A 13,040-nucleotide genomic window follows, 5' to 3' on the forward strand; every position below is an offset into this window, starting at 1 on the left:
TTAGATGACTCTACCTATTTCGCTCTTAAAGGCTGTAATGCTTTCAAGTTTGATCTCATAGCTAACACGAATAATTCCATTTGGCAGGCTTGACCGAATCAGCCGTGGGAATTCTTCTGTAAGTTGATAGGGTTGTATCTCGACAACCTGCAGACTTGGGGAATTGTATTCCTGCAATTCAACATATCCGGCTGCTATCAACTTCAACGAAAAGGTTTCGATCGCTGAGCTTTCGGATAGTTCATCATAGATCAGTTTGATGAGGTCGTTAAGCGACTGACCGTTGGATGTACTGGAGACAAGCTTGAAGGTCACTAAAAACAGGCTGTCGCACTGCGTTTCGAGTTGATCTTCTGATGAAATTCGGACGGAGTTCCTTTCGTGCCCTGATAAGGATTTGATTTCCACCGCAGTGTTTTCATATATAAAATCCTGGTGCGAACCCGCCGGTCCGCACCAAGCTTCCATCGCAGAATCCTGGGTGAACCTACCTTGATACAAGAGCCTAAGAAAATGGAGCTCGGCGAACAGTCCTCTTACCTCCTCAGCCGTAAGAAGATTTCTTCGCTGACCAGCAAAAAAAACTTTCCAGCGTTTGATATGCGTGAGAGCTATTACAAGAGCTTCAGCAGAAGCAGACACTGGCTCTAAAGAGGAAACTAAAGTGCTACACAGACTTTGAAATAAATCTGCATCAACGCGTTGCTCCAAGGTTATAACTAGGCGTTGTTTATTCTCCTCTCTGTCCTGCCTCAGATCGATACTGAGTCCTTTTATAGATGTTGTGTTGGCCCGAAAGTAATCAGAATGATCGCCATCCAACTCTAAAATAAATAAGCATTTGCCGGCACTGTTTTTCCCCCAGAATGCTTCAATAGGATAGCTGTTAGGAATATGACGGACGTTATAATCAGATTTAGGAGTCTGGATGTCATCCCATGGTGTATATTTACTCATCGTAGTCATCCTCATCATCCGGGCTGTCGATAATCTCTCCATGCATTTTGTTGATCCATACGCTGTTGGCCACAACTTCGACTTCAGTTTGGTAATTGCCAGGCGGAAAACTGACTCCGAATGCAGGCACGCGGTTCTGGGGATTCTCTTTACCGACAGGACCAAGGATGTGGATCATTAACAGCGGCTTTTGGCGTACTGCTCTGTAATGATAGTCGGAGGTGGTCTCGTCTTTACTGGCGGCATCAGACTCGGCTTTTTCCTGTTGGGAATCTGATAAGCCGAGTTTTTCATCCCCTCGGCTCGCCACACGGTATTTGCTGGCCTGCCACGCATCTGCAACCCGCTTGGCACTCGGTCTTCCTTGAGTCCCGAGCATATATTGGGATGAGTTTTCTCCATTGCCTCTAATCGAAATCAAAAGGACGTCCCCCTCAGGGTACTGATCCGAAATAGCTTGTAGGTAGTCAATGATTGCGGATTTTTTTTCGGCAAATGAATGATGTGTTTGAAATCTTGTTAAGAATTCCTCAATCAGAGCTACGGAAACATCCTTGACTACCCACCCTTTAGTGGTCGCCTCGATGTCTTTCCCGAACCCTTTTTTCCAGAACTGCGAGATAAGTTCTTCATTTTGTCGGTTAATATCGACATCTGTTGGGAGGATGTAGCTTTCTATCAATTTTCCACTGAGGTTGTATTTAAATGTTATCTTTTCACCTGAACGCATTTTGTTTGGTGCAGTTATCAACAGACTGTCTTCATGGGCTCTGACATACAATCCAAACTGCTTGGGACTCAGCTTTGCTCGACGCATTCTTTTAATCTGCATACGTAGCTCTTCCGAAGCTTCTGCAATGTGTGCATACCAGTTTATCGAATCTTGGGCCAAGTAGACTCGGCAAAGGTCTTCGAATCCCGGGCGATAGCCAAACCAGCGTCCCATTTGCATGAGCGTATCATACATCCGCGTATTGCGATATATATAGCTTACGCATAGGCCTTCAATGGTGAGTCCGCGTGAAAGGCTCAATCCTCCGACTGCGATTGCGGTCAGACTGCTGCCTTCATTCTCATATTTTTTGTAGTCTAAAACTTCATCTGACTTGCTGTTGACTACAAAAATCCTCAATTTTTCAGTGGCTTCATATAACGAAGCTTTGACATCACCCCACTCGAATCCACATGAAACATATTCATCAAGAAAGACTTTCTTCATCTTCCTCATGTAGCTGTTTTGATTTGAGACTTCTTCCGGCATCGCATAGTTTGTTTTTACGGCATCTTTCAGATTGTTGACAAATACACTAATGAAGTCTCGTACTTGATTCTGGATAACGACAAATCTGGATACATTTACCATCATCGAGCAGTGTTTGTTGGATTGTCCTCTAATGTTACGAATGGTTCTCGCAAGAACAAACTGGTTGATAGCAGTGTAAAGGCTTGGAGGAAGAGCGGTTATGATATCATCCTTATTGTGTTTAAATGGAATATAATTTTCGCAATCAAAAATTGGAGATAAAATTCGTTCACTTTTTTCCTCTTCCAAGAACACCTTGTCGGGACCGAAATATGTGGTGGGAGCATCCAGACAGTATATGAAATCGCGGGGGAACAGCTCTTCATATACTTCTTCGTCATAGGATTCCGGATTAATAAAAATATTTGCAAAAGGTGTGGCCGTATAGCCAATGTAGCAGGACTTTGCGAAGAGTCCTAAAATACTTCTTATTTTTGAGTTGGTTTTCGTTGGGTCCAAATCGGGTTTATTGGTGTTGATAGATGCGTGGTCTGCTTCATCGTCGATCATCAGCATTGGGACGTCAGCAATTTTGCCGTCACCCTGAGCATTCATTTCTTTGAGCCAGTTAAAAAGAGTAGTTAGTGTTGAAACGTTTTTTTTGATGACAAGAATGATCGGTTTGCTGAAGTCATTGATCTTCCAACCACTTTGATTGGCTGTGTCTTTACGGAAATCGTTGTGAATATTGGTTAATGTTGCTGGATTCGGGAAATCTGGAATAAGTCCGACACCGATGGGAACTCTATTTTCCGGATCACTGGACCTTCCCACAAAACCTTGATCGATACGCTCCTGAGTTTGTTTTCTCAGGTTGTTATGGATACCCGCAATTACGATAATGAATTTGTATCCAGCGTCAGCAGCTTTCGCAATGACCCCCATATAATTTGCGGTTTTCCCTGATTGAACATGCCCAATCACCAGTCCCCTTCGATCCCAGTATCCTTCGCTTTTGGGGTCCTGAAGGTGTCCAAGGATTTTATCCCCGACATCACTTAAGGATTGAATAACATCGGGGCTCCACCTCTCACTTCTAAGAAAATTAGAATAGGCGTCTGAGTAAGTCCATTGGATGTCATCTTTCTTCAAATGCCATTCATCATCGTGATCAGCTTCAACATCAACCAGAGATACGCCAGTACCCATCCTGGTGTCGATGGCTATCATTACATCTGTTATGATTGGTCCAAGATTACCTGTATAGTTGAGCAGCGCTGCAAACGCCTGTGCTACTTCTTCGACTTTGGCTTTTGTTGGTGTCCCTTCGAGTATGTGTAAGGCATTGATAACTGAGCTAGTGAAACTTTTTTCGTTCTCGAGTTGGTTCATTCGAACTCCTTTTGGATGAATTCATCAACTAGGCCTGCGTGATCGTCGAAAAGTTTTGTAGAATTGAGAATCTCTTTGAAATCAGCTGGTGTCGAAATGATCGACGGAACAAGTGTTTTCTTGAAAGTTCCCAATTTTTCAAGGATATCTACGTCTTTTTGGCTAAGCTTGGACATGCTTTTGGGGCAGGTTGAAAAATCCGAATAGATCATCTCAAGAGGCAGGGAGGAGGGGATTGCATCGAGAAGCATCTTGAACATGCACCGGTTTGCTTCATCGAGGCCGTTGATTAAACCCTGTACTAGTGGGTGATCGGCATTCAAATCGTACCGTATGCCGCCTTGGTCCACATATCTTTCCCAGATCGGGGTTTTTACTTCATCGAATAGCTTCTGTCCGCGTCCACTGTGCACCCGAGTACTGCGAGTGGTGATTCTGGGAATTATCTGCCGAAGCCTGTTTCGAACAGATAGAGGTGGGCGGGCACGTGATTTTTTAATATCGATGGTCCAAGCTTCATCAAGGTCGTTGCTGAAGTCGATTTGTACCCTTGCGAGTTTGGTTGCTTCTCCTTTGGGAATAAGTCGGAACCAGTCACCCCAAGCCATTAGTCGGCCATTGCGATAAATGTATGCTCCCTGATTTGAGATGAAGTCGCTTCTATCTTTGTAAAAGTTATAGTCGTCTGCTGTCAGCTTACTGTGATGAGGTAAGATATACGGTTGCATTTTAACTGTTGAGCCGTTGACCATGACAATTTCCTCAGGGAGTACCTGAGTCGTGCTGTAACTCCGGCAAAAGGGATCGAAAGGGACCACCTTGTGGCCGTTTATGGAGATTGATATTTTCTTGTGTTTTGTGATGTTCCCGGACAGGTATCGATGGAAAACGAGGGCTAAGTGCTTTTCTGCAGCGTTGAGTTTTTCGCTGACCAGCTCCTGCCGTTTTGTGCCGGTTTCCTCTTCGTAAAACCGATCAAGGTTGCGCCAGATGACAAGAGTTCCCCCGTATCGAATTCGATCAATATACGGGAGATTATCCACTTCTATTGAATCGAGCTCCGTGACCACCCAGTCGTCTTTGCGGTCAACAAGGTCAAGATCCCATTCGACAGAGCCTCTAAGTCCGTTTTTGATGCTTGTGACCGTCAGACGTCTGCATTGAGATAATGACGCCGTTTTAAGTCCGAGCCCGAAGCGGCCAAGGTCATGAGGTGCTCTTTCCGTTCCAGGGTTGGTTGCTCCGTGTTTCATGGCATTCATAACTTCAGCGGGACTCATTCCCTCGCCGTTGTCAGCGATGATTAATGTATCCCTGGTCTGATCGTAGATGATTTCAATTTTGGTAGCGAGTGCTGTTATGCTGTTGTCGATCAGGTCAGCAATCGCTGCCTCGAATGAATAGCCAAGGTCACGCATTGATGCCGAGAGTGAGGACGCGCTTGGTGGGAGACGGTGCTCTAGGGCCATGGTCAGATCTTTTTCAGTTGGTTTTGAACTTCTGCAAGAGTCCTTTGAGGTGCATCCTTAAGCTGACATTCCCATACTACGATCACATTCCAGCCGAGTTCTTCCAGTTCAGCCTGTTTTTTCCGATCTCGCTCAACCGTTGCAGCAAATTTGTTAAGCCAGAATGTAGTCCTCGTCTTGGGTGTCGTGGCTCTTGGACATCCCTGGTGCCGATGCCAATAGCATCCATTAACGAAAATAACTGTGTTATATTTTTTCAGAATAATGTCCGGACGTCCTGGGAGGTTAGGGTCGTGAAGTCGGAATCGAAATCCGGCACGATGAAGAAAAGATCGTAGGATTAACTCCGGGCCGGTATTCTTTCCTTTGATGCGGGACATGTTCCAGCTTCTTCGTTTTTTTGAGATAGTGTCAGCCATTATTTCTATGAAATATGTTCCAAATTACTTCCGCTATCTGGTGAGCTAGGAAGGGCGGAACAGCGTTTCCAACTTGAGAGAACTGGGCAGTTCTAGGGCCTTCGAAAAAATAGTTATCAGGGAAAGTCTGTAGTCTCGCAGCTTCACGGACAGTCAGACTTCTGCATTGCTCCGGGTCGTAATGGATGAAGAAGTGACCATCCTTGGCAAGATGGCTTGTAATGGTTGAGGAAGGCTGGTCGGCGATTTGAACTCTGAATCGGTCATCGAAGTGGCCTGATTTCGCGTTAGCATGTTCCGGAAGAAGAGCTTCCGGGAATTCAGAAAGCTTCGGGCTTACGCCAAATATTTCAGCAAAGACGGAAGCGAAAAGATACCTGTAAAGATCCAGCAGTATGTGGGTTCTTGTTGTTGAATTGCATACAAAGTTGAGTTTCCCGTCCTGATACCAACCATCGAGTGCGTCACACTGTGGTTGGTGGTTGACAATCTCTGCACCCGTTTCAGGGAAAGGATTGGGAAGTTTGTGGGCGACTGCCTGTTCAATGCGACTCCGCATGCGGTGCTTGACTTCATCCGGAAAGTTCATTGACAAAATTTCTTCGAACCAGTTCATCTCAATCGCTTCGTATAGCTGGTTACAATAAGAAAATGGCTTCTTGCCTTCCCCTTTGGAGAGTTGGCTTTCAAGAAATGGAAGATCCTTCAGAACGTCTCGAACAGTTGTTCGGTCTCGTTTGGAGAGCAAGGGAATTGTCCCGGTATCGATGTCACTGCGGACTCCTACAACGAATACTCGATGCCGCGCCTGAGGGACACCATAGTCTTCGGATTTGATGAGAAATTCGTTTGGATCAGGATTCTTTTCAGCGTGAGATGACCATGATTTGTGTCGATCAAGAGAATACAGATTGTATTTTAGTTCATTGGCGGTAAGAGTTGACAGCTGCGAGCCATTATAAGGTCGAGCAAGGTCCTTAAGTATTTTTGGAAAAATTTTTTCTCCATTGATCTTTGAGGAAATGATGCCTCGAACATTTTCCATAACAAAAATTGATGGCCTGTGAGCTTTGATAATCCTGAGGTACTCCATGTAAAGGAAGTGCCTATCATCTTTTTCTGCTACATAATCGACCTTACCTTTGTTTCTAGATCTACCAACAATCGAGTAAGCTTGGCATGGAGGACCGCCAATGAGAACCCAGTGTTTGTTTGAACCTATCGCTTGGGAAATTCGAAGGTCGATCTGATCATTCAGGCATGAATCTTTGCTGCCGAGTTCGGCCAAGAGTGTTTTGTTTGAAGCAGCAATTTTTGCATAAGGATGCTTCTCAAATAAATCTTGGCGACTGATTTCTCCACGTAGATAACTATAGTAAGAGTCTTTGTCCTGATGGTTTAAAGCTCTGAAAAATGTCCGCAGCTGAAGAGTTTTAAATGCATGTGGATCTTTCTCTATTGAGAGTCCCAATTTGAATCGGTTTGTGTTTTTGCTTTGAAATGTAGAAAAACCTTCCGCCAGGCCGCCCGAGCCGGCAAAGATGTCAATTACTGTGAGATCGTTAATCATGCTAATCAGTTTTGGTTGCTAGGTTGAAAATATGTTGTTGGGAATAGTGTAGTCCTTTTGTTGATACCGGGGTCGGACCTCAGTATCTATCTGGGATATCGCCACAAATCATTCCCAAAAGGCCCTTTTATCCGCTTAAACAGCCCATTTTAACTATAAAATGGATGTTTTAAGCTGATTGTACTCGCTTTCATTGGCTCATCTAGGCTTGCCACTCCCAAGAAAAGGCAATTATCCATCATGCCCTGGGCATCCCGGGCCTACCACCTCTCTCGCTTATGTTTCTCATCTTTCCAACAAGATCCTTCAGCTCATCCCGTTTCTCGTGCAGCCATTCCGCAACCTCGAGCAGTCGGTAACGGTTCGTCGTGTGGGCAGGTGATACATCTCGTCCCTGGTTCAGTTGCTGATAGCTGATTGAAAAGTGGGCATGTTTTCGAAAGAAATGGCTTCTGGTCTTCAAAATCCAGAGTGCAATTTCAATATCATGAGAGGAGACATCGATTTTTGGCGGCCTTTGTCCATGTCCGTCACAACTGAATGTCATTTTGATGTCGATATAATTGAGCCATCTGACCAGGCCGGCCATGTAGGTGTCCATGATCTCGAGATCATCCGCGCGGCCGCTCTCGGCTCCGGAATGGAGATTTTCAACGGCTGCAAGCCAGATGGCCTCGTCGATTTGTGCTTCATTTGGCATGAAAATGTTTTCTCGTATCTCCCCGAATTGACCTTTTGCAAGAATTTTATCCAGGTAATTTCGATTGCCCGGGGTTTCCTCTTCCAGAGAGAACCCCGCCTCCTGCTCCCGGCCGAGGAATCCGCTTCTTACGAGGATGCGTTTCCAGGGCATCGTTGCATCCTTGGCTTGGCAAGTCATTTTTCTGCGACTTGTAATAGCGCCTTTTGTTGTCTTTTTCGTAATGCCAATTTCTCTGTTCAACAATGTAATCAAGATTTTGTTTCTATCTTTTTCTTTGCTGTTGATCGCTATAATGCCTTCATCATATTTTTTTGCGAGTTCTTCATATAATGATATTAATTTTTGCTCTGTAATATTATTCGATTGAAGATAAATATCCAAATCAGATTTGTTAATATTTTTTCTTTTTACATTAATTCTAAATGTACTGCATGAAGCATCAAAAAAGCCCAAAAATCCATAGGCAGATTCGTATAACTTTAACCTTGATTTTGCCCATTTATCTTTTTTTTCGGGATATATTTTTGCCAGTAAATGATGAATTTCATATCTGGAAAATCCTTTGTTGATCAATTTGACGATTACAATTGTCTGCTTATCTTTGTATTGCTTTAAATCTTCGATCAATACATCTTCTTCTGAAATCTCATCTTCCTGATAAAGAATCATTGAACTCCTAATTATATGCGGTAATGGCCCAGTGCATTTTGTTCTGAACCGTTTTGAAGAATTCGATACTGATATCCAGCGTTGGGTCGTAGTCGATACTGGTGGCGTAGATATCGGTGATTTTTTGATAAAAACGACGCTCAGAGGTTCGGATATCCTGAATACGCCGTTCCAGCTCTTCAAAATAATCAAAGGGCTGATCCGGATTCTTCAGGCGCTCATCATCCAGTAGAAAACCTTTTTTGATAAACTCAGTGAGCTGTTGGGTCGCCCAGATACGAAATCGAGTCGCTACATGGCTTTTTACCCGATAACCGACCGAGATAATCATATCCAGATTGTAGAAATCGACCATGCGGGCAACCTGTCTCATGCCCTCCTTTTGAACTATCCGGAATTTCCGGATAGTTCCCTTCGGCATTAATTCGCCTTCGTCGTAAACGTTTTGAATATGTTCACTTATGGTCCGCACATCTTTCTGAAACAATTCAGCCAACAACCGTTGCGAAAGCCAGACAGACTCATCTTCAAACCGCACATGCAGCTTCAGTTTGCCATCTTCTGCCTGATAAACCAGAAACTGCCCTTTAGCCGGTCCCAGTCCGTGTTCATCGGGATTTAACAGTGGTTCTATTTTTGATTGATCCGGCATTTATATCTTCCTCTCTGATATCGGGGTTGGACCTGGGTGATCCTGCTACAAACTTGTGTACTCGGAGTTAAGCCACTATCCTGACAATCAAACAGGAGGAGTGGATGAGCAGCACACGTAGAATTTATGATCCGGAGTTCAAACGCAATGCTGTTATGCTAGGCTAGCTGAGGATTTGAGATTTTGGGCTTCATCGTTGACTAAGTTGATACCGGGGTCGGACCTCAGTATCTATCTGGGATATCGCCACAAATCAATCCCAAAAGGCCCTTTTATCCGCTTAAACAGCCCATTTTAACTATAAAATGGAGGTTCTAAGCTGATTGTACTCGCATTGGCTCATCTAGACGTGCCACTCCCAAGAAAAGGCAATTATCCATCATGCCCTGGGCATCCCGGACCTACCACCTCTCTTGTAACGCTCATGGGGTCTGACCCCTCTAAATTCCTACTACTATTGCTTTTATCGCTAAAAAAAACCCATTTTTCGGCCTTAGAATCAACCAGGTTCAGCCCAAGATACGCCAACCATCTGAAATCAAGGATAATTTACTACAATTTGCATCCATCGAAAATCTTCCATCCCAAACATTTCTCAAATACCGCCTCAACCTGACCATAGGTCACAGGCTCTTCCTTCACATTCACCCTGCTTAAAAACGGCCGGTACCTTTCTTGATCCTCTCGACAAATCCTTCGTCTCGAACTGCAAGATTCACCGTTCAGATGTCGCCTATCGGCAGTCTGCAATGAAATTTTTTGATTTCCCGTTCAATTTTTTCACTATTTCTCTCCTTCCAGCTTCTTAATCCCTGCATCTTCTGTGAGTAAGCGCATCTGCTGGATTGCGGTATTGTTTAATAAACGTAACCTTTCCGATTGCTGTAATTCCTGCTGAATCAGGTGAGCATTGAGTGTCTCAAGATTTGCCAGACAGACCAGCTGTGAGACATTGGCATAATCCCGAATGTTACCCTTATCCTTTGGATGCTTGTCACGCCATTGTTTTGCAGTCTTTCCGAACAATGCCATGTTGAGAATGTCCGCCTCTGAAGCGTAAACATGACGTATTTGCTGCCTGGTCAATTCAAGAGGAATAAGGTTTTCATTGATGGCCCCGGTGTGAATACGATAGTTTATTTTGGTGAGCTGGCGTTTAACGTCCCAACCAAGCTGTTTTTGTTCCTCTTCCTTAAGTCGCTGAAATTCTTTTACCAAATATATTTTGAACTCGGCACTGATCCACATACCAAATTCAAAAGCAATATCAGGGTGAGCATATGTCCCTCCGTAACGGCCGGCTTTTGCCTGTATTCCTATGGCGTTGGTTTGGGCAACCCACTCCTTAACACTAATCTTATAACTGTTCAGCCCTGCCTGACTTTTAATTATGGCGAATTCGCCATAATTAAAATCAGGATTATGGACTCGTTCCCATATACCAAGGTATTCAAGGGTATTACGATTTCTAAGCCAATCCGTAATAAAGAAATTGCCGTCTTTTGAGCGAAGCATATCGGTAAGGGAGATATAATTTTCCTTAGTAATTCTAATTTCTTTGCTGAGAACGGTAATGGTTTTAGCCTTGTCCATAGTTTATCTCCCTATTCCAACCCCCTTGAATTCGAGGGGATTAAATCTGCGTCCATTTGCGTAATCTGCGGATAAAACCGATCCAATGCGGGCGATAGCCCGCATTGGTCTTTGATAATTCTTTATAACATACAGTTTGAATTCGGCAGATATCCAGGATGCAAATTTGAAAGCGATATCTTTCCTGACACAGGGGGTTGACATGCTCACGCCGTGATATGTCCGTATGAGGACATGAAGCGTCCCGATTTGTAAAACGAAATTCCAAGCCCGGTATCACAATCATGATTCGATGTTAATCTGTAATTTCAAACGGTTTTTCACAACCCCTACCATGAGACCCTACCATGGTTCGAGTTGTATTTTTTGAAAGGGGAGGGCGGGTGATTTGGATAATTTAAAAATGAATAGATAGAATTGGCAATACAACATTTCGTAATGATGGGTTTTTTTAGATATAATCAAAAAAAGGTCACGATTTGCTGCCGCGAAAATACGGGCAAGGGGCAGGGGGGATTCTTGAAAAATCTGTAGTTGATTTTTCAAAAACCCCCATATGGACGAAGAATAAAGAGGGGATAAAAAAGTGTAAAAAAGAGAGGGAAAAGGATATGGATGCAGTCCCGTCAGCTACCTTGTTCCAGTCGTTCAAAGTTGCTTTTGGTCATCAATATCCCCATCTGCTCTCCGGCGATCCGAGTACCCTTTTCCCGGAGGAACCATTTTTTTGATCATTTGATTTTTTCATAGCGTGAAAAACGAGTATTATCCATGAAAAATAAGTAGATAAAATATATTCTATGAAAAATGATTTTCGACGCAATTTTTTTTTTCGGAACCCGACAACACGATTCTTCAGACAGATTTCCGGGCCCGTCGGCGTTGTCTGTTTTTTTCGTAGCGCATCTGCAGGATTTCAACACCTAAAGCGAATCCCATGGGCAGGTAGATGTATCCCTTGGGAACATGTTTGTGCATGCCTTCTAGAAAGATGGTCACCCCGATGGTGATCAAAAAGGAGAGGGCCAGGATTTTCAGGGCCGGATTGTGGAGGATGAAGTCACCGATAGGCTTGGCAAAGATGAGGATGATCACAAAGGAGAGAATCACGGCCGCAATGATGACCCATATCTTCGAAGTCAGGCCCACTGCGGTTATCACCGAATCGATGGAAAAGATCATGTCCAAGAGGACGATTTGGGAAATCACACCGATAAAACCGTTGCGGGCAGCGGCCCCGGACACATGTTCCTCTTCCTCGCGCAGTTCCACGGTATGATGGATCTCATGAACCGCCTTGAACAGGAGAAAGAATCCTCCGGCCATGAGCACAATATCGCGGACCGAATAGGTGAGAACGACCGGATTGGTCAGGCCGGTCAGGGCCAGAACCAGCCCGAGCATGACCAGCCGTCCGACCATGGCCAGGATCAGCCCGAGCACCCGGGCCTTCTGCTGCATGGCCTCGGGCAGTCGGCCAACAAGAATGGCGATAACCAGGACGTTGTCCACACCAAGTACCAGTTCAAGACCCATGAGCAGGGCGAGCAGGCTGAGCGCATCGAGCATGACGGCCTTCCTGAGGCAGAAAGTTGGTGGAAAAAGAACTGCCCGGTATTCTCTTCGAATTGTCCCAAAAAGGCAAACCTTTCAGCACGATTTCGGGTCGGTATCTGGAAAGGAAACTCAGGTTGGATAAAAAAATAAGGGATTACGCTTGAGTAGCGTAATCCCTTGTTTCTCCTGGTGCGCCCGGCACGATTCGAACGTGCGGCCAATTTTCTAACTTATTAATATGATATAAAAAGATATCAGCACAATACCACCTCCGAATTACCATTGGAACGAATCGATAGGGGTATTGTCAATGTATGCAAGAGCGCAATTAAGCAGTTTTTGCCAGATCATGAATTTTGGCGGCACAGGATTGGGCATATGTCTTTGGCATACAATGGCAAAGTGATTCCAGATCGGAAAAAGAAATTCCTTGTTCGTTGAGCAGCCGCAGCAAATGCTGATCCGGAATTTCCGTAAACAGACTATGCAGATGGGCTACCCAGGGAGCAGGGTCCGACTGGCCAAGCAAAATCGACACAAGGGTGGCCTCGTCAATTTTGGTCTTGAACCGGATATTGGTCTGGATAGTAGCTGATTTCAGGGCACTGAACATTGATCTCACCTCAGTAATTTCCGGTTAGGTTTTTGCATCAACAAATTGTAATTTTTGCTCTTTTACATTTGACTCGTCAAAATCATCATCCGGCATTGAACGCAACTCGTTTTCAATGGCTGTGCGCAACTGTCTGACCCGGCGGATAGAGACCTTTTCCTGGTAGTTCTTGTGGCAATGAATGGCCAGCAACAGATAGGTGA

General features: G+C 44.5%; 11 protein-coding genes. 1 reads left to right on the forward strand and 10 read right to left on the reverse strand.

The annotated features are described in order from the left end of the window. The 8 genes from ACTVJH_RS06125 to ACTVJH_RS06160 form a co-directional block, all read right to left on the reverse strand. Positions 1–957: a PD-(D/E)XK motif protein gene (locus ACTVJH_RS06125; RefSeq protein ID WP_455988529.1), complete on the reverse strand. Its 957-nt coding sequence runs from the start codon at positions 955–957 to the stop codon at positions 1–3. Further along, positions 950–3,592, reverse strand: coding sequence for a Z1 domain-containing protein (locus tag ACTVJH_RS06130; protein ID WP_455988531.1), 2,643 nt, complete (start codon positions 3,590–3,592; stop codon positions 950–952). Before ACTVJH_RS06130 ends, ACTVJH_RS06125 begins: the two co-directional genes overlap by 8 nt. Further along, positions 3,589–5,061 carry an ATP-binding protein gene (locus ACTVJH_RS06135; protein ID WP_455988533.1) on the reverse strand — a complete coding sequence of 491 codons (1,473 nt, stop codon included), beginning with the start codon at positions 5,059–5,061 and terminating at the stop codon, positions 3,589–3,591. Before ACTVJH_RS06135 ends, ACTVJH_RS06130 begins: the two co-directional genes overlap by 4 nt. 2 nt (positions 5,062–5,063) lie before the next feature. Then, entirely contained in the window at positions 5,064–5,480 is a 417-nt protein-coding gene (locus tag ACTVJH_RS06140) for a very short patch repair endonuclease (RefSeq protein ID WP_455988535.1), read from the reverse strand. Next, positions 5,473–7,050: a DNA cytosine methyltransferase gene (locus ACTVJH_RS06145; RefSeq protein ID WP_455988537.1), complete on the reverse strand. Its 1,578-nt coding sequence runs from the start codon at positions 7,048–7,050 to the stop codon at positions 5,473–5,475. The genes ACTVJH_RS06140 and ACTVJH_RS06145 overlap by 8 nt, the downstream gene beginning before the upstream one ends. Positions 7,051–7,288: 238 nt before the next feature. Next, positions 7,289–8,422 (reverse strand): hypothetical protein, encoded by a 1,134-nt coding sequence (locus ACTVJH_RS06150; RefSeq protein ID WP_455988539.1) that lies wholly within the window; start codon positions 8,420–8,422, stop codon positions 7,289–7,291. A 7-nt stretch (positions 8,423–8,429) separates the two neighbouring features. Continuing rightward, positions 8,430–9,074 (reverse strand): RhuM family protein, encoded by a 645-nt coding sequence (rhuM, locus tag ACTVJH_RS06155; protein WP_455988541.1) that lies wholly within the window; start codon positions 9,072–9,074, stop codon positions 8,430–8,432. Between the two features lie 783 nt (positions 9,075–9,857). After that, on the reverse strand, positions 9,858–10,667 hold the full coding sequence (locus ACTVJH_RS06160) for a KilA-N domain-containing protein (RefSeq protein ID WP_455988543.1): 810 nt from the start codon (positions 10,665–10,667) through the stop codon (positions 9,858–9,860). Between the two features lie 479 nt (positions 10,668–11,146). Between ACTVJH_RS06160 and ACTVJH_RS06165 the strand changes: the two genes are divergently transcribed. After that, complete coding sequence (locus ACTVJH_RS06165; RefSeq protein WP_455988545.1) at positions 11,147–11,398, forward strand: hypothetical protein; 252 nt, start codon at positions 11,147–11,149, stop codon at positions 11,396–11,398. Between the two features lie 124 nt (positions 11,399–11,522). On the opposite strand, the gene ACTVJH_RS06170 is transcribed toward ACTVJH_RS06165, so the two are convergent. Together ACTVJH_RS06170 and ACTVJH_RS06175 are read right to left on the reverse strand one after the other, a co-directional pair. Next, entirely contained in the window at positions 11,523–12,236 is a 714-nt protein-coding gene (locus tag ACTVJH_RS06170) for a TerC family protein (RefSeq protein WP_455988547.1), read from the reverse strand. Between the two features lie 316 nt (positions 12,237–12,552). Further along, complete coding sequence (locus tag ACTVJH_RS06175) at positions 12,553–12,837, reverse strand: hypothetical protein (protein ID WP_455988549.1); 285 nt, start codon at positions 12,835–12,837, stop codon at positions 12,553–12,555. Positions 12,838–13,040: the final 203 nt, after the last annotated feature.

This window comes from Desulfoplanes sp. PS50 (assembly GCF_053851535.1).

Bases quoted from the DNA above. Each gene is read 5' to 3' on its own strand.
- ACTVJH_RS06160 (WP_455988543.1), bottom strand. From the start codon at position 10,667: ATGGACAAGGCTAAAACCATTACCGTTCTCAGCAAAGAAATTAGAATT.
- ACTVJH_RS06135 (WP_455988533.1), bottom strand. From the start codon at position 5,061: ATGGCCCTAGAGCACCGTCTCCCACCAAGCGCGTCCTCACTCTCGGCA.
- ACTVJH_RS06140 (WP_455988535.1), bottom strand. From the start codon at position 5,480: ATGGCTGACACTATCTCAAAAAAACGAAGAAGCTGGAACATGTCCCGC.
- ACTVJH_RS06130 (WP_455988531.1), bottom strand. From the start codon at position 3,592: ATGAACCAACTCGAGAACGAAAAAAGTTTCACTAGCTCAGTTATCAAT.
- ACTVJH_RS06170 (WP_455988547.1), bottom strand. From the start codon at position 12,236: ATGCTCGATGCGCTCAGCCTGCTCGCCCTGCTCATGGGTCTTGAACTG.
- ACTVJH_RS06150 (WP_455988539.1), bottom strand. From the start codon at position 8,422: ATGATTCTTTATCAGGAAGATGAGATTTCAGAAGAAGATGTATTGATC.
- ACTVJH_RS06175 (WP_455988549.1), bottom strand. From the start codon at position 12,837: ATGTTCAGTGCCCTGAAATCAGCTACTATCCAGACCAATATCCGGTTC.
- rhuM (WP_455988541.1), bottom strand. From the start codon at position 9,074: ATGCCGGATCAATCAAAAATAGAACCACTGTTAAATCCCGATGAACAC.
- ACTVJH_RS06145 (WP_455988537.1), bottom strand. From the start codon at position 7,050: ATGATTAACGATCTCACAGTAATTGACATCTTTGCCGGCTCGGGCGGC.
- ACTVJH_RS06125 (WP_455988529.1), bottom strand. From the start codon at position 957: ATGAGTAAATATACACCATGGGATGACATCCAGACTCCTAAATCTGAT.